The sequence below is a fragment of the Streptococcus oralis genome, assembly GCF_001588645.1.
Lineage (GTDB): Bacteria > Bacillota > Bacilli > Lactobacillales > Streptococcaceae > Streptococcus > Streptococcus oralis_AB.
The window spans coordinates 436,047-453,266 of the sequence record NZ_LAYF01000003.1; the positions used below are offsets into that span (position 1 = coordinate 436,047).

Below are 17,220 nucleotides of genomic sequence, written 5' to 3' on the forward strand. Positions count from 1 at the left end.
TTATTCTTTAATAATAATATAAACACCAGCCATAACAATAAGTGAAGTGATGATTGTCAGCATATCTAGCGGTGCACCCAAGAAAACAACTGCAAATAAGACAGTCCAAACTACATAGCTCACATTCAAACCTGTCGCTTTCGCAGGTTGCAAACGATTAATGGCGATATAATAAGCTAAGTAGGAAATCATATCAAAGGCCGCAAAGACAATTAAGAGGCCGAATAATTGCCCATCTGCCACTTCTGCAAATGAATGGTGAGAAAAGAGCACAATCACAAGATAGGACAAGAATGAGGTTACTTGTCGGATTAACAAGGCTTCAATTTCACTTAAATCACTTTCCATAGCATAGGAGCTGAGAACACTTTCACTCCCCCAAGCAATTGCACAGACAAGGGCACAAAGAATTCCAATGTAAAACGAGTTAACTTGTTCAACCTTGTAGGTTTGAGCAATGATAGCTGCAATAATCAAGAAAACACCAAATACTGTATTCTTTGAAACCTTGTGTTTCAAAATGAAGAAGGCGAGTAAAACTGAAACTGCTGGGTAAATAGCTGATACAGATGAAGCTAGAGAGCTACCAATATATTTAACCGCATAAAGATTGGCTTGCATACCAATTGGTCCTGCTAGCAAAGCACCGATTATAACACTCACATTTCGAATATTTAAGAAAATAGAGAGGCGAACTTTTCCTTCTTTTACCAAAAGAAAAGCTAACAAGATAAAGATACTCAAGAAATCATGAGCGGCAGCCACAACAAAAGGCGAAAGATTTGTAAAAATTGAAAAGATATAAGCACTAATCGTTAGACCTAATCCCCAGAATATACCAGAGAGCAGACCAAAAGAAACACCATTTTTATTCTTCATCCTAACCTCCATAATAAGTCAAACCTTCGACAGCTCTTTGGTAACGATTGACACCGTAATCTCCAAAGTCAGCTCCTTGAGCTTCTTTGTACACTGTCCACAAACTCCAGATAGTATCTTGCAAGATTTTATAGATACGAATCTTCTCACGTGACACAGGCGTTTTGTCACTTTCATAGTAGGAAAGGAAAGCATCTTCCTCTTGCTTTGTAAATTCAGACTCTAAGAAAAGAGCTGCCAAATCCCACATCGGGTCATTCATAGAAGAGTATTCCCAGTCAATCAAATACAAACGACCTTGTGGTGACTCGATAAAGTTTTCTGGTACCAAATCAATATGACAGGACTTTCTATCAACACCCAAATCAGCCAATCTCTTTTCTAGTGAGAATACATCTTTTCTTACAGCTTCATAGTTTTCATAAGGGATAGGTCCCTCAATCAAGGATTCATATTTGCTGATTTCCTCAAAAGGAGCAAATTCTCCTCTTAATTCTTTCCCTGAAGCATGGATGGTTTGTAAAATTGGTGCAATCTTTTCAAACTTGGATTTGATAGATGTTGAATCAAGAGTTACTGCTGATTCGATGTATTCATTTACTTTAATCCCTGACTCAATATCAAAGAGGTAATTTTTGACATCTAAATCTAAATCCTCTAAAAGTTCAAGATTGTACTTTTCATTTTGACGATTGATGAGTTTTTCAGTCCCTTTACCAAAAAATTTCACAATATACTGTTTGTTGGTTGTTTTAACCAAATAGTTTTGGTTGGTCATGCCTCCCAACTGTTCAACACTGAGTACTTCCTCTTCATCAGATAGTAAAGAAGAAATTTTTTCTTTGATGAGTTTCTCCACAATTAACCTCCATCTTCTACACTTCCCACTTAAATACTGTTTTGAAAGCAGTATTTAGGTCTGTAGCAAAGACACGGTGAATGTCCTTGATTTCTCTCACAGGCTCTTCAACATAAAGGATATTCTTCAGACGATTCGCAAACTTTTTGACTTCCATCATTTGAATGGCCTTCTCAAAATCGATGCGTCCTGAACGAGACGATCCCACTAATAACAATCCTTTTTCCAAAGCATCTCGTGTATTGATATTAACCTTGTATTCGCTCACTCCCATCATGAGAATCGTTCCCTGTGGGCGAATATAACGAATCAAGTCATTGATAGCTGGACCTGTACCATCACCACCGCAACACTCAAATCCATGATCAAAGGTCAAATCCTCTGGGATATTATCCGTAATGTAGCACTCTTTTGCAAAAGAGAAGAGCTCTAGTTTTTCCCAATGGCGACCAAAGACGATAATCTCTGCTTCTGGCAAGGTATAATTGATAATATTTGCAACAACAAAGGCCAAACTACCATCTCCGATAACAGCGATGCGCTCTCGCTTACTATGACCAAGATGCAAGAAACGATCCATGGCATGCATACCAACACTGACAAACTCAGTAATGGCTGCAACTGTGTCCTCAATGTCATTATAAGACACAACACGATCTTTTGGAAGAGAGACAAATTCTCTCATAAAGCCATCATAACCACTTGATAGGAAGTAGGTTCCGGTCATGTAGTTCTCGTAGAACTCCTTGTCACTCTGCATAGGCGGTTGATTGGGAATCATAACTACCTTTTGACCGACTTCATAAGTCCCAGTCGGATCTGAAATAACAGTTCCACAAGACTCATGAATCATGGCCATAGGAAGTTTTTTAGCCAATATCTTTGGATCACGCTTCCCTTGATAGTAACGTTGATCCGCATGACAAACCGCCATATAATTTGGACGAATCAGGATATGATTCTCCTGATCAATATCCTCTTCTTGATATTTTACATTGATAAACTTTGGTTTGGTCAGTTGATAAATTTGATTAATCATAGCCTTAGTCTTTCTCAATCATGCTTTTCGCGATTTTCAAGTCTGTCACCGTTGTGATTTTAAGGTTTGAATATTCCCCTTTAGCTAGAGCAACATCCTTTCCTTTGATAACAAAAATTTTACATGCATCCGTCAGGATTTCCTTTTCTTGGTCAGATAGGGAACCATACAAATCCATGAAATCCTTGCAACGGAAAGTCTGAGGTGTTTGACCTTGATAGAGGTGAGCACGATTTGGAATATCAGTGATAAACTGACCATTAGTACTTTCAACAATGGTATCAACTGCTTCTACTACTGTGTCAACCGCATCATGATTTTGCGCCAGTTTGATATTGTCCTGAATCATGCGAAGTGTGATAAAAGGACGAACAGAGTCATGCGTAATCACGATATCTTCTGGAGTGATTGGACGGTAGGCATCAATAGCTTCTATAATCTTCTCGATACTGGTATTGCGATCAGCACCACCCTTTGTAATGATGATGCGATCCTTGTGAAGAGAAAGATACTTGTCAACCAAGTCCTCAGCATGAGATACCCAATCTCCATGAACTCCAACTACAATTTTTTCAATACTTGGTTCCAAAACAAATTTTTCAATTGTGTGGATCAAAATAGGACGATCACCCAACTCCAAGAATTGTTTTGGTAAATTACTGATTCCCATGCGTGTGCCAGTTCCTCCGGCTAGGATTCCTGCATAGATCATTTATATTCTCCTTTAGTTTATTCTAAAAAACTCATTATCATCTATTATATCACAATCTGCCTCCATCATGAAGAAAAGACAGTGAATCATTTAGTCTAATCAACACACCATTTAAGGTAAAAAGTGAACAATGTGTTACTAAATCCGGAAAGACCATAATAAATCAAGAAATAAAATTAGGTTATCCTCTATATTATCCATTCAACGTTCGGTTAATATAGAGTTCTTTAGAATATAATAGAAACCTTAAAGAAAGCTTAAATGAAATTATTTGTTTAGCAAAGAATACTAGGTGTGCATAGTAAATTTCTTAAAAGTTGTTTGAGAGACTCATTATAAAAGGTCATATATCTCATGAATTAAACAAATAATAGACTTTTGCTCCTAAAATTGATAAAATAAAAAGAAAAATAATAGAAAAAAGGGAACTGTAAACCGCCATGATGAACATGCAAAACATGATGCGCCAAGCACAAAAACTTCAAAAACAAATGGAACAAAGCCAAGCAGAACTCGCTGCCATGGAATTTGTTGGAAAATCTGCTCAAGAGCTTGTCCAAGCGACCTTAACTGGTGACAAAAAAGTTGTCAACATTGACTTCAACCCAGCAGTTGTAGATTCAGAAGATCTCGAAACACTTTCAGATATGACCGCGCAAGCAATTAACGCTGCTCTTGAGCAAATTGATGAAACGACTAAGAAGAAACTCGGTGCTTTCGCTGGAAAATTGCCTTTCTAATCCACAAAAAAAGAGAAACATCTGTTTCTCTTTTTTTTTCTTAGAAATCAAAGAATTCCATTGCTTTCTTTAAGAGTAATTCCGTATATTCCGGATCGTCTTGAGCCATTGTGACTTGTGACTGGACCATTTCAAGATCATCAGTAATCATGCCATCTGCACCGAGACGAACTGCTTTATCAAATGCCTCCGAACCATTTACGGTCCAAACATAGAGTCTCTGATCAGTTGTCCAGAGTTTATTGACAAAGTATTCGTCCAAAGTTGAGTACTCCATAGTGTAACCCGTTGCCTTGGTTCTTGGGAAGATACTGTTATAGGGAAGAATAAAGTAAACTGGAATTTCAGAATCATAAGTCAACACTTTATCAATCACATGGTAGTCTAGCGATTGCATCTGGTGTCCATATTTCTTGATAGTCGCTCCGTACTTTTCGAGGAAATGGTCCATCATTTGCGGACTATCTTTTTTACTGGTCTTAATCTCAATCAGCAATTTTTGGTTTAAAGCATTTGCACGCTCTAAATAGGCATCAAAGCTTGAAATCTTTGTTTGATAACCATTCTCGTAAATATCTGTATTTGTTAATTCATCCAGAGTCAAATCTTGCGGTGTAGCATTAATACCTGTTAAATTTTTGAGGTTAGCATCGTGCATCATCACGAACTGACCGTCTTTCGTTTCCTGCACATCCATTTCGATGAGATCTGGTTTTAGTTGAGCTGTTTTTTCTAAAGACTGCACAGTATTTTGAACACCGTTTTTATTACTTACTCCTCTGTGCGAAATCACTAAAGGTGTATTGGTATCTGGAGTTTCCAGATAAACGTAGCCTTCTATGGCAAAGATGATGCTTGCACACCCCATGACACCCCATCTCATCAGATGATCTTTCTTTCGCCTTGGCATAATCTCTAGTTCTTCTCCTGTCAGGAAGGAAACAAACTTCACTAGGAAATAAGTCAGGGTCATGTAATGGAAATTTTTAATCAAGACAAAATTAATCACACCGAGAATCAAGGATTCTTTTTGAGTTAAATTATCCATCACTGCTTGCGCAAAAAGCAAGGGAATTAACAAACCAAAGAAGAAGAGATAGGTTTTAATAATAATGAGTAAGAGATGCCAAGAGAAGAAAAGGACATTTTTCTTTGTCTTTTGGAGACTATATTTCACACTTTCTCTTACTGTCTTTCTTTCAAAGAGAATCTTAGGCAGGGCAAACATAAATCGGACAGAGATGTAGAGAAAGATCCAAGCGGATGCTATGATCATCAGACCTACCAGCCAATGCTTACCTTCCCAATAATTCACAATAAAATCAGGGATAATAATCTTGTTGAGGTAGTAGATTTTTAAAATCTTACGGATGAACGGGAAAAGCAAAGCAATGTAAAAAAAGACAAAGGCCATCTTACAAAAGCTCAATCGCTTAACGAATAGAAAGCTCTGGTGAAATACTTTTCTACTGTACTCAATTAAAGTTCTCTTTTCATGATAGAGAAGGTGACGAGCCCCTATAAACAAAAGACAAATCTGGAAATAGGCAACCAGGAGATTGATTGCAATTAAGATGAGAAAGGCTAAACTGATAAAAGGCGAGCCTTGTATAATCGCCCAAAAGTTATTGTAGGAGATAAACAAATAACCGGTTTGTCTCAGAAGGATGCCAGCAATCCATGAATTTAATGGTAGCCAGACAAACTCAACCATCATAAATATCAAGAAAAATAGAAATAAAATCTTATCTAGGTTATAGTATATCTTCCTAAAACCTAGCTTTTTAGGTTTTTCAGGTTTCATAAGCACTCCTAGTCTATAAATTGGGATAAATCTAAGCCACCAAAAGGATTATTCATAGAAAAACTACTCTGGTCTTCTATTAATAGCTTTCCTTCATCTGATTCCAAAAAAGCTTCGTAAACACGCGCCGTCATGCGGGCATCCTCTAAACTGTTATGAGACTTCCCGTGAAAGCCTAAAAAATTCGCTACAGTTTGTAATTTAAGATTGGCTATGCCGTGTAAATCAGAACTACGGCGTTCAAAAGCCTCATCATATAGGTCGACCTTATACTGGTCACGATAATCAATGCCATGCTCCAAGAGAATAGGCAAATCACTCTTAGCTGCATTGTAACCAACAATAGGTAAGTCGCCAACAAATGCTTGAAAGTCCTTTAAAACTTGTTCTACTTTTGGCGCATCTTTCAAGGTTTCAGCTGTGATTCCAGTCAAACCATTGATAAAACTCTTCAATGGTGCTGTAGTATAAACATAAGAATCAAAAGCAGCACTTTCTTGTCCATCTTGAAAGCGGACTGCTGATACTTGAATTAAATGGGTAACCCCCTCGTGTTGATTGAATTCCAAATCAAAGGCGATATAATCTCTTAATTTTTCCATTATTTACCTCAATTACTACCCAAACTAAACTATAAATAATAAAAGAAGCCATTAGGTTAATGAGTAACCCAAACAGCTTCTTTATTTTCCTCCAAAAAGGCGAGCAAAAAAGCCTTTTTTGGTTGCTTGGACTTCTTCTTTTGCTTGGTCCAACTCGAGTTTCAAGGTTTCTTGATCCTTCATCGCTTGAAGAGTTAACTGTTGCTGTTGGTCCAACTGTTTGTCCTTTTCAGCAATCTGTCGGTCTTTGATACGCATCTGTTCATCTTTTTCTGATAACTGGCGGTCTTTTGCCTTGAGCTGCTCGTACAAACGAAGAATTTCAGCGTTTTTCTCATCAACCAAGATTTCCATCAGTTCACGTTGTTTGACATCATCACTGACTGGTTCATCTTCAAAAATCGTTTTTTTGTAGATTTCTTCTAGCTTGATCAAGCCACTTCGAGTAACTACAGTTACACCTTTGTCATTTTTTTTCGTGTCCTCTTCTGGAAGTTCTTTGACACGATTGTTGATTGCTTGACGAGATAGTCCTAAGACCTCTGCAATCTCACTGACGGTCATTTCAATACTCATAATATCCTCTGAAACGTTTTCTAGCTTTTCTTTATTTAAATCTTATCATAAGCTAGATAAACTGTCAAATTTCCGCTTAATCTAAGGCTTTTAAAAAGGCTAGTAAGACTTGGGCAGAACGACGTCCAGCTTCGATAATAAATTCATCAAAAGAGATAGAGGCTTCGTGATTGGCATTGTCACTCATGGCACGAATGACTAGGAAAGGTAGACCAAGAGCCTGAGCCGCTTGTGCAATGGCTGCCCCTTCCATTTCAACTGCTAAAACATCCGGAAAGTGGGTTTTGATACTAGCAATTTTATCATCTCCAGCTATAAAACTGTCTCCTGTAGCAATCAAGCCTAGGTGCCAGTTTTGGTCCAACTGAGATAGACTCTCTTGGATTTTGGCTACAAAGGTTTTGTCTGATTCAAAGTAAAGAGGTTGTTGCGCCATTTGGCCATAAGCATAGCCAAAAGCAGTCACATCCACATCATGGTAAGCCAACTTATCCGCAATCACTACATCTCCAACAGCAATCCCTTCGGCAAGAGCACCTGCTGATCCTGTATTGATAATAGCTTCTACCTGAAAATGGTCAGCTAGAATAGCTACACTCATAGCCGACATGACCTTTCCAATCCCACTCTGAACTAGAACGACTTCTGTATTGCCAACAGAGCCAGTGTAGTAAGTATTTCCAAGGACTTGGACTTCTTTAGGTTTGTCCAAATTCTGAGTCAAATATAGGAGTTCTTCTGGCATGGCAGCAATGATTCCAATTTTCATTTCAAGTCCTTTCAATTACAAGAGTTTCATCGCTAAAATTAACAAAATCAAAAGTAGGATGACTGCAAACAAGATACGATTGAGTTTCGAATTAAAAACATTTCTCTTAGTGTTCTCAATGCGGCGACTCTTATGAATCGTTGGCTCTACTTCGATTGTTAAGGTATCTTGACTAAAACCGTGGTCTCTAGAACGTGAATAACCAAAATGTTGTGAAGACGTTGGTAGGATTTTTGTTTCCTCATCATCTTGAAGAGGTGGTCCTGAGATTTTCTCACCACGATTGGCACGTTCAATCATTTCGTCTGTTAATAAAGGTTTTCCCATGGGTTTCTCCTCTATTTCTTTTGTAGTTCCCAGTACTGGATCGCCATAATGGTCTTGGCATCACAGATATGACCTGACTGGATCAGGTTCTTGGCCTCCTCTAGACTCACTTCTAGAACTTCCAAGGTTTCATCATCGTCTTGCGGACGAGGATTATCTACCTTAGTCAAATCACTTGCAAGGTAGAGTTTCAATTTTTCGTTGCAAAAACCAATTGCAGAATAGAAATCGTATAAGAGTTCTAACTTAGCTGTGTAGGCAACTTCTTCTTCCAATTCACGAAGGGCCGCCGCCATTGGATCAGCATTTTCACCAAGTTCTAGTTTACCAGCAGGAATCTCATAAGAAACCGCCTCGATAGCTTTTCGGTATTGCTTAACGAGAACGATTTTGTCTTCAGCTGTCACAGCTAGTACACAAACAGCTCCATTATGAAAAATTAAGTCACGTTGGGCAGTACCCTTTCCTTCTGGTAGTTCCACCTGGTCTTGTACTAGTTTGAAAATAGGACCTTGATAGATTTCCTTCCTACTAATCGTTTTTTCTTCAAATTCCATGACAAACTCCTACTGGTTCTTAGGATGATGAGGTAAGCGTGTTGCGTACTCATCTTTGTTAACTTGTCGTCCACGGCCGATAGCAATGGCATCTGCAGGAACATTCTTGGTAATGGTTGAACCCGCTCCAACCAGAGAATTATCCCCAAGTTCTACAGGAGCAATAATAGTTGAGTTTGAGCCAACAAAGACATTATTGCCAATGACAGTTTTGTATTTATTTTTGCCATCGTAGTTGACTGTAATAGTTCCTGCACCGAAATTAACGTTGCTACCCACTTCACAGTTTCCAATATAAGTCAAATGACCCGCCTTGGTATTTTCACCGATTGAAGATCCTTTTACTTCAACAAAATTTCCAATGTGAACTTGAGCAGCCAGACTTGAACCTGGACGAATATGGGCATAAGGACCAACAGTCACGCCGTCTGCTACCAAACTTTCCTCAATCATAGAGTTGGTAATCACAGCTCCAGATCCAATGGTGCTATCTACAATATAAGTTCCATTTGTTAAAATAGTCTCCGCACCAATCTTCGTTTGACCTTTCAAGGTAACGTTGGCTTCGATTTGAACTTCAGGAGCAATCTCAACATCAATGTCGATGTAAGTTGCTTCTGGATTGACAAAACTAACACCATTAACCATGTGCTTTTGATTGATACGGCGACGCATCACTGCTTCCGCAGTCGCAAGAGCTACACGATCATTTACCCCAAGACTTTCATCAAAATCCTTGAGAGTATAGGCGCCAACCTTCTCACCCGCATTACGGAAAATACCAATCACATCAGTAATATAGTACTCACCTTGGGCATTGTTGGTGTTGATGTTTTTAAGGGCTTCAAAAAGACGCTCATTGTCAAATACATAAGTTCCTGTATTGATTTCCTTAATTTGCTTTTCAAAGTCTGTGGCATCTTTCTGCTCAACAATACGAAGAACTTCAGCATTATCGTTACGGACGATACGACCGTATCCGAAAGGATTTGCCGCTTCAGCTGTTAAAATCGTAGCAACATTTTTGTGATTGATATGGAAATCCAAGAGGTTTTTCAAGCTTTCACCTGTAATCAGAGGAGTATCTCCAGCGATAACCAATGTGTGGCCTGTACGATTTTGGAGAATAGGCTCTGCCATCATGACAGCATGCCCAGTTCCTAGTTGTTCTGATTGGGTAACAAAGTCTGTCTGACCGGCTAATACTTGCTCAACTAGCTCTGCCTTGTGACCAACTACAGTAACTGTTTTTTCAGGTTGAATAGCACCAACACTACGAAAAACATGTTCCAACATCGAAATTCCAGCTACTTTATGAAGTACCTTTGGAAGATCTGATTTCATGCGAGTACCTTTACCCGCTGCTAAAATAATGGCATAATTTGACATAATCTTCTCTTTTCTCTAGAAATTCCCTTATATTATACCATAATTTAGTTTCTTAGGAGTAAACAAACAGAGAAATAGGGAAAAGACGCCCATATATTCACTTTTTCCGATGTTTTCTTTGATTTTTTTATCTATTTACGTTAAACTAAATAGATATGAGAAAAAAGATTAATCCAGCTATTATTTTTACTTTATTTACTATATTTATAGCTATTTTGATCCTCAATAGACCAACTTATGAAGACCATCCCGTCAAGTCAAAACCAAATGCTGTCCAGGTTGAAAATCAGGCCTTGCATAATCTTGACAAACCTATTATTGATGTCTCTGGTTGGCAAAGACCTGAGGAAATCAACTACGATACCTTGTCTCAAAATATTTCAGGTGTTATTGTTCGCGTCCACAATGGGGCTCAACATACTGAAAAAAATGATGCCGCTTATGCCAATGGTATTGATAAAGCCTATAAAAGTCATATTACAGAATTTCAAAAGCGTAATGTCCCAGTTGGAGTCTATGCCTATCTAGCTAGCCCCAGCAAGGAAGAAATGGAAAAAGCCGCTGAAGTTTTCTACAATGCTGCTTCTCCTTACAACCCTAGTTACTATTGGTTAGACGTGGAAGAAAAAACAATGTCTGATATGAATGAAGGGGTTGAAGCCTTTCGTGCTAAACTGGAATCTTTAGGTGCTAAAAACATCGGCATCTATATTGGAGTTTACTTCATGCAAGAACACAGTATCAATACAGATAAGTTTACTGCTATTTGGATTCCTTCCTACGGGACAGACTCTGGTTACTTTGAAACAACACCCAATACCAGTTTAGACTACGACCTTCATCAGTATACTTCAAAAGGAAGAATTGCTGGATTTGAACATCATTTAGATATTAATCTCATTTCTACCTTGAAGGAAAAAGAAGAAACCTTCAGAAAACTATTTTTAAGACCATAAGACAAGTGAAAATTGCTCTCTTTTTCACTTGTTTTTTCATTTTCTTCTCGTCTGTGTTATAATTGATAGAATAGAGAAAGAATTTTATGAAATTGAGGATTATATGATGTTTTCATGGATTGCAAGAGTTATTAAAGGAATCGTCATCGCCTTAGGATTTATCTTACCAGGAATTTCAGGCGGTGTTTTAGCAGCTATTTTGGGGATCTACGAGCGAATGATTAGCTTTCTGGCTCATCCTTTTAAGGATTTTAAAGAGAATGTCCTATACTTTATCCCAGTAGCAATCGGGATGTTGCTAGGCATTGGTTTGTTTTCTTATCCAATCGAGTATCTGCTAGAAAATTACCAGGTCTATGTTTTATGGAGTTTTGCTGGAGCTATCATCGGTACAGTTCCAAGTCTCCTTAAAGAATCTACTCGAGAATCTGATCGGGATAAGATCGACCTAGTCTGGTTCTGGACTACCTTTATCCTTTCAGGCCTAGGGCTCTACGCGCTAAACTTTGTTGTTGGTTCTCTCAGTGCTAGTTTCGCTAGTTTTATCTTAGCGGGGGCTCTTTTAGCTCTAGGTGTCTTGGTGCCTGGTTTAAGTCCGTCAAATCTACTCTTGATTTTAGGGCTGTACGCTCCAATGCTAACTGGTTTTAAGACCTTTGATTTATTCGGTACTTTCCTTCCTATCGGAATTGGTGCAGGTGCAACCCTCATCATTTTTTCAAAATTAATGGACCATGCCTTGAACAACTACCACTCCCGTGTTTATCACTTTATTATTGGAATTGTGCTATCAAGCACCCTCTTGATTTTGATTCCAAATGCTGGAAGTGCTGAAAGTATCCAATACACTGGACTTTCTATTGTGAGTTATGTTCTCATCGCCTTCTTCTTTGCGCTTGGTATTTGGCTTGGTATCTGGATGAGTCAATTGGAGGATAAGTATAAATAATGGCAAAGAAAGTTAAGATTAAAAAAACCTTGGTCGAACAAATCTTGACCAAGGCGGGTATTGACCATTCTGGTATTCAGATCAATGCGCTTGAGGGTGAACTTCCTTCGGAATATGATCGAACTCATATCTTTAAAACCTTGGCTCTGCTGGGTGATAAGACGGGGCCAATCATCGGAATCGTTCCCATAACAGAACACCTCGCTGAGAAAAAACTAGCAAAGGTTTCTGGTAATAAAAAAGTGAGCATGATTCCTCAAAAAGACCTAGAAAAAACGACAGGCTATATTCATGGGGCTAATAACCCCGTCGGCATTCGCCAAAAACATAATTATCCCATTTTTATTGATCAGACTGCTTTGTATTTAGACAAAATGATTGTCTCTGCTGGAGAAGTCGGGCATAGTATCATCATCCGACCTCAAGACTTAGCCAGCTTTGTAAAAGCGGACTTTGCTGACATCTTGGAGGAAAACAACTGATGAAACTCTATTTTGTCCGTCATGGTCGCACCCTCTGGAATCTTGAAGGACGTTTTCAAGGTGCTAGCGGTGACTCTCCCCTTCTTCCAGAGTCCATTGACACACTAAAACAACTAGGGCAGTATCTCAAGGAAATTCCTTTTGATACGATTTATTCTAGTGATTTACCCAGAGCGGTCAAATCTGCTGAAATTATCCAGAGTCAACTCCAATCCCCTTGTCCTTTGAAGAGCATTCCTGACCTACGTGAATGGCAACTTGGCAAACTAGAGGGATTAAAAATTGCTACGCTCAATGCCATCTACCCACAACAAATCAAGGCCTTTCGCTCTAATCTGGCTCAGTTTGATACGAAGATGTTTGAAGCTGAGTCCCTTTACTCTACGACTCAGCGAACCATTCAGTTTATCAAATCTCTGAAAGAAAGTCCGGCTGAAAGAATTCTGATTGTCGGGCATGGGGCCAATCTCACTGCTAGCCTACGCACTCTCTTAGGCTATAAAGAGGCTCACCTTCGCAAAGATGGAGGCTTGGCCAATGCTAGTCTGACAGTTTTAGAGACCGATGATTTTGAAACCTTCACTCTGAAAAGATGGAATGACACTTCCTATCAAAGAAAATAATGGAACTTGACCTTAATAGTCAAGTTCTTTTTAGTTTTCAAAGAATATCCGTGAATTTCTCTGCTATTTATGATAAAATGGGAGTATCGCAAAAAATGACTCATCGTATCAAATTTTGAGTAAAATTAGGAGGAACCCATGTCTACAGAACATATGGAAGAACTAAATGACCAGCAGATCGTTCGCCGTGAAAAAATGGCTGCGCTCCGTGAACAAGGAATCGATCCCTTCGGAAAACGTTTTGAACGTACTGCTAACTCTCAAGAACTAAAAGACAAATTTGCAGAACTTGATAAAGAACAATTACATGAACTAAATGAAACTGCTACTATCGCTGGACGCTTAGTAACTAAACGTGGTAAAGGGAAAGTTGGCTTTGCCCATCTCCAAGACCGTGAAGGTCAAATCCAAATCTACGTTCGTAAAGATGAAGTCGGTGAAGAAAACTACGAAATCTTCAAAAAGGCTGACCTCGGTGACTTCCTCGGTGTCGAAGGTGAAGTCATGCGTACAGATATGGGTGAACTCTCTATCAAGGCAACTCATATCACTCACTTGTCTAAAGCACTTCGCCCACTTCCTGAGAAATTCCACGGTTTGACTGACGTTGAAACAATTTATCGTAAACGTTACCTTGACTTGATTTCTAACCGTGAAAGCTTCGAACGCTTTGTTACTCGTTCAAAAATCATCTCTGAAATCCGTCGTTATCTTGATCAAAAAGGTTTCCTTGAAGTGGAAACACCTGTTCTTCACAATGAAGCTGGTGGTGCTGCTGCTCGTCCATTTATCACTCACCACAATGCCCAAAACATTGACATGGTGCTTCGTATCGCGACTGAGCTTCACTTGAAACGCCTTATCGTTGGTGGTATGGAACGTGTCTATGAAATTGGCCGTATCTTCCGTAACGAAGGAATGGACGCCACTCACAACCCTGAGTTCACTTCTATCGAGGTTTACCAAGCTTATGCAGACTTCCAAGATATCATGGATTTGACCGAAGGCATTATCCAACACGCTGCTAAAGCAGTTAAGGGCGATGGTCCAGTAAACTATCAAGGAACTGAAATCAAAATCAACGAACCATTCAAACGCGTTCACATGGTGGATGCCATCAAAGAAATTACTGGTGTAGACTTCTGGCAAGACATGACTTTCGAAGAAGCTAAAGCTATCGCTGCTGAGAAGAAAGTTCCAGTTGAGAAACATTACACTGAAGTTGGTCACATTATCAACGCCTTCTTTGAAGAGTTCGTTGAAGAAACCTTGATTCAACCAACCTTTATCTACGGTCATCCAGTAGCTGTCTCTCCACTCGCTAAGAAGAACCCTGAAGACGAACGCTTTACTGACCGCTTTGAGCTTTTCATTATGACCAAGGAATACGGTAACGCCTTTACTGAGTTGAACGACCCAATCGACCAGCTTAGCCGTTTCGAAGCTCAAGCCAAAGCTAAAGAACTTGGTGATGATGAAGCAACAGGTATCGATTACGACTACATCGAGGCTCTTGAATACGGTATGCCACCAACAGGTGGTTTGGGTATCGGTATCGACCGTCTCTGCATGCTCCTCACTGATACAACTACTATCCGTGATGTATTGCTCTTCCCAACAATGAAATAAGCTCTTATCCTCTGGTACTTTCCAGAGGATTTTTCAATGCAAAAAGAGACTGAGAAAAAACTCAATCTCTTTTCTTATTCTTGATTTTTAACTTGACTGGTGGCTACATCTTCCCCAAACCACTTCTGGCTGATTTCCTGGAATTTTCCTTCTTGGTATAGTGAGATAAAGGCTTGATTCAGAGCATCTAGCAAAGTTTTATCAGCAGGTCTAACACCCACTGCAAAAGCTTCACTTTCAAATCCAGCAGAAAAGACATTGTAGTCATTTAATATTCCTTCAGACTGGAGATAATAATTGGCATATACCCGGTCAATCACAAGGGCATCAATCCGATCATTCTTCAAATCAATTAAGGCTTCATTAAAACTTTGGTATTGATTGGCCTTCTGATCTTTTACTCGATTCTTGAGTAGTTCGGGTTGTCCTTCAAAATTCAAATAGCCAGAAGATCCAGCCTGAGCCCCTAAAACTTTGTCAGCCATATCCTGAACTGAGTGGATATTTTGAGACTTTTTGGATACCAAAACTTGTTGATTTTCCATGTAAGGAATGGTAAAAGCAACCTTCTCTTTCCGTTCATCTGTAGCTGTATAGCCATTCCAGATGGCATCAATGGTACCATTTTGTAGCTCGGTTTCTTTCATATCCCAGTCGATGGGTTGAAATTTAATCTGAATTCCTAGCTTTTCAGAAACAGCTTGGGCCAGGTCAATATCAAATCCTGCATACTGGCCATTCTTTTCCTCAAATCCCATGGGAACAAAGGTATTGTCAAAGCCAATGGTAATGCTACCCTGTTTTTGATATTTGGCCCAATTATCCTGATTTGGATCACTTGCCTTCTGAGTACAAGCCGTCAGGAAGAAGCTAAAGAACAGAGCAAGTACAAGGGCAATTTTCTTTCTCTTCATAGGCACCTCCTAGTCCTACTTTGGATCAACCTTAAGGATCTGATCAGCAATGTTTTCCGCAAACTGAAGATCGTGGGTCACAACAATCTGAGTCATCCCACGCTCTTTATTTTGAAGGATAAGTTTTTCTACTTCTAATCGCAATTCTGGATCTAAGGCCGATGTAGGTTCATCATATCCAATAATTTCTGGGTTTATCATCATAGCACGTGCTAAGGCCACCCGTTGTTTTTGCCCACCTGAAAGTGAGAACGGAAAGGCATCTGCATGCCCAGCTAACCCAAGTTGTTCTAACAAACCACGCGCCTTCTTCTCAGCAACTTCCTTCTCCATGCTCATCGTTTTTATGGGCGACAGAGTTAAGTTATCTAGAACTGACAAATGCGGAAAGAGTTGAAAATCTTGGAAAACAAATCCCAGAAGATTGCGCTTTTCTAGTTCGTCTATAGCTAGCGATTCGCCGTTATAGTAGATTTCCCCCGAATCGATGGTTTCCAGTCCAGCTAGCATACGTAATAGGGTTGTCTTTCCGCCTCCTGATGGACCTACGATTGCAAGGATTTGCTTTTCAGGAATTGATAGGCTGAAATTGGTTAAGATTTGTTTGCCACCAAAGGCCTTGTTAATGTTTCGTAATTCTAACATAGCAATCCTCCTATCTGTAATAACTGTACTTCTTCTCAAGTTTTTTCGCTACAATGGTTACAAGACCAATCATAATCAAATAAATCGCTCCAGCTAAAAACATAGGCACAAGGCTGGCATCTCGATTGGCTGCTGTCCGACTAGCCAAAATCAAATCTGAAATTCCAAGGGCATAAACCAATGAAGTATCCTTGACCAAACTCATAATTTCATTAAAGACGCTCGGTAAGACAATCTTTGTAACCTGAGGCAAAATAATATAGCGCACTGTGTCAAATGGACTAAACTTCAAGACCTTAGCAGCTTCATACTGTCCTTTGGGAATGGTTTCAATTCCACCACGAAAGATTTCAGCAAAGTAGGCTGCATAGTTCAATACAAAAGCGATCACAGCAGCAGGCAAACGATCTAAACGTATCCCAATGCTAGGAAGAACATAGTAAATAAAGATTAATTGCAAGAGCAATGGAGTCCCTCGCATCACCCAAATATAAAGGTCAATCAGATAATGGAGGGGTTTCCAGCGGACTTGTAAAGCAAAGGCAACGACAATACCTAAAGGAATTGAAAAGATCAAGACCAGAGCAAAGACTTGAAGTGTCATACTTGCACCGTTCAATAAACTTGGTAATATCTCAAACATATAAGACATACTGCACCTCCTAAAAATTATTGTTCCTATTATAGCATAAATAAACAATTTAGCAAGGGTTTTTGTAAAAAAATTCTATTTTTCAAAAAAAACGTATCTGCCAAATTGACGGATACG

General features: G+C 39.2%; 20 protein-coding genes. 6 read left to right on the forward strand and 14 right to left on the reverse strand.

The features are described from left to right. From A0739_RS03685 to A0739_RS03700, 4 genes are read right to left on the reverse strand one after another with little or no spacing between them, the layout of a single operon-like run. Positions 1–879, reverse strand: coding sequence for a DMT family transporter (locus A0739_RS03685; protein ID WP_061587103.1), 879 nt, complete (start codon positions 877–879; stop codon positions 1–3). A 1-nt stretch (position 880) separates the two neighbouring features. Continuing rightward, a complete protein-coding gene (locus A0739_RS03690; RefSeq protein ID WP_061587104.1) occupies positions 881–1,738 on the reverse strand; it encodes a phosphotransferase family protein in 858 nt (285 codons plus the stop codon). 16 nt (positions 1,739–1,754) lie between these two features. Continuing rightward, positions 1,755–2,777, reverse strand: a complete 1,023-nt coding sequence (locus A0739_RS03695; protein ID WP_061587105.1) for a ribitol-5-phosphate dehydrogenase — start codon at positions 2,775–2,777, stop codon at positions 1,755–1,757. A 4-nt stretch (positions 2,778–2,781) separates the two neighbouring features. Further along, positions 2,782–3,489 carry an IspD/TarI family cytidylyltransferase gene (locus A0739_RS03700; RefSeq protein WP_000638514.1) on the reverse strand — a complete coding sequence of 236 codons (708 nt, stop codon included), beginning with the start codon at positions 3,487–3,489 and terminating at the stop codon, positions 2,782–2,784. Between the two features lie 440 nt (positions 3,490–3,929). Between A0739_RS03700 and A0739_RS03705 the strand changes: the two genes are divergently transcribed. Then, positions 3,930–4,229: a YbaB/EbfC family nucleoid-associated protein gene (locus A0739_RS03705; protein ID WP_057489059.1), complete on the forward strand. Its 300-nt coding sequence runs from the start codon at positions 3,930–3,932 to the stop codon at positions 4,227–4,229. A 40-nt stretch (positions 4,230–4,269) separates the two neighbouring features. On the opposite strand, the gene A0739_RS03710 is transcribed toward A0739_RS03705, so the two are convergent. The 7 genes from A0739_RS03710 to glmU form a co-directional block, all read right to left on the reverse strand. Next, positions 4,270–6,033, reverse strand: a complete 1,764-nt coding sequence (locus A0739_RS03710; protein ID WP_000801703.1) for a glycerophosphoryl diester phosphodiesterase membrane domain-containing protein — start codon at positions 6,031–6,033, stop codon at positions 4,270–4,272. Positions 6,034–6,041: 8 nt separating this feature from the next. Continuing rightward, positions 6,042–6,635, reverse strand: a complete 594-nt coding sequence (locus A0739_RS03715; protein ID WP_061427250.1) for a 3'-5' exonuclease — start codon at positions 6,633–6,635, stop codon at positions 6,042–6,044. 81 nt (positions 6,636–6,716) lie between these two features. Next, a complete protein-coding gene (gene rocS / locus A0739_RS03720) occupies positions 6,717–7,211 on the reverse strand; it encodes a chromosome segregation protein RocS (protein ID WP_000021252.1) in 495 nt (164 codons plus the stop codon). A 76-nt stretch (positions 7,212–7,287) separates the two neighbouring features. Further along, positions 7,288–7,980, reverse strand: a complete 693-nt coding sequence (locus tag A0739_RS03725) for a 5'-methylthioadenosine/adenosylhomocysteine nucleosidase (protein WP_009730091.1) — start codon at positions 7,978–7,980, stop codon at positions 7,288–7,290. A 15-nt stretch (positions 7,981–7,995) separates the two neighbouring features. Next, positions 7,996–8,307, reverse strand: a complete 312-nt coding sequence (gene macP / locus A0739_RS03730) for a cell wall synthase accessory phosphoprotein MacP (RefSeq protein ID WP_000517872.1) — start codon at positions 8,305–8,307, stop codon at positions 7,996–7,998. An 11-nt stretch (positions 8,308–8,318) separates the two neighbouring features. Beyond that, positions 8,319–8,864 carry an NUDIX hydrolase gene (locus A0739_RS03735; protein WP_061587106.1) on the reverse strand — a complete coding sequence of 182 codons (546 nt, stop codon included), beginning with the start codon at positions 8,862–8,864 and terminating at the stop codon, positions 8,319–8,321. 9 nt (positions 8,865–8,873) lie between these two features. Further along, positions 8,874–10,253, reverse strand: a complete 1,380-nt coding sequence (gene glmU, locus A0739_RS03740) for a bifunctional UDP-N-acetylglucosamine diphosphorylase/glucosamine-1-phosphate N-acetyltransferase GlmU (protein WP_061587107.1) — start codon at positions 10,251–10,253, stop codon at positions 8,874–8,876. A 155-nt stretch (positions 10,254–10,408) separates the two neighbouring features. Here glmU and A0739_RS03745 point away from each other — a divergent pair, with 155 nt between their 5' ends. The 5 genes from A0739_RS03745 (at position 10,409) to lysS (ending at position 14,892) form a co-directional block, all read left to right on the forward strand. Further along, the gene (locus tag A0739_RS03745; protein WP_033629841.1) at positions 10,409–11,209 is read left to right on the forward strand and encodes a glycoside hydrolase family 25 protein; all 801 of its coding nucleotides are present in this window, start codon (positions 10,409–10,411) and stop codon (positions 11,207–11,209) included. 106 nt (positions 11,210–11,315) lie between these two features. Next, a complete protein-coding gene (locus A0739_RS03750; RefSeq protein ID WP_013670235.1) occupies positions 11,316–12,158 on the forward strand; it encodes a DUF368 domain-containing protein in 843 nt (280 codons plus the stop codon). Next, complete coding sequence (locus tag A0739_RS03755; protein WP_033629842.1) at positions 12,158–12,640, forward strand: aminoacyl-tRNA deacylase; 483 nt, start codon at positions 12,158–12,160, stop codon at positions 12,638–12,640. Before A0739_RS03750 ends, A0739_RS03755 begins: the two co-directional genes overlap by 1 nt. Beyond that, complete coding sequence (locus A0739_RS03760) at positions 12,640–13,263, forward strand: histidine phosphatase family protein (protein WP_061587108.1); 624 nt, start codon at positions 12,640–12,642, stop codon at positions 13,261–13,263. Before A0739_RS03755 ends, A0739_RS03760 begins: the two co-directional genes overlap by 1 nt. 138 nt (positions 13,264–13,401) lie before the next feature. After that, the gene (gene lysS, locus A0739_RS03765) at positions 13,402–14,892 is read left to right on the forward strand and encodes a lysine--tRNA ligase (protein WP_061587109.1); all 1,491 of its coding nucleotides are present in this window, start codon (positions 13,402–13,404) and stop codon (positions 14,890–14,892) included. A 74-nt stretch (positions 14,893–14,966) separates the two neighbouring features. Here the strand turns inward: lysS and A0739_RS03770 are convergent, their stop codons facing one another. From A0739_RS03770 to A0739_RS03780, 3 genes are read right to left on the reverse strand one after another with little or no spacing between them, the layout of a single operon-like run. Further along, a complete protein-coding gene (locus A0739_RS03770) occupies positions 14,967–15,806 on the reverse strand; it encodes an amino acid ABC transporter substrate-binding protein (protein ID WP_061587110.1) in 840 nt (279 codons plus the stop codon). Between the two features lie 15 nt (positions 15,807–15,821). Further along, the gene (locus A0739_RS03775) at positions 15,822–16,451 is read right to left on the reverse strand and encodes an amino acid ABC transporter ATP-binding protein (protein WP_000891744.1); all 630 of its coding nucleotides are present in this window, start codon (positions 16,449–16,451) and stop codon (positions 15,822–15,824) included. A 10-nt stretch (positions 16,452–16,461) separates the two neighbouring features. Further along, a complete protein-coding gene (locus A0739_RS03780) occupies positions 16,462–17,103 on the reverse strand; it encodes an amino acid ABC transporter permease (RefSeq protein ID WP_000121156.1) in 642 nt (213 codons plus the stop codon). Positions 17,104–17,220 lie beyond the last annotated feature (117 nt).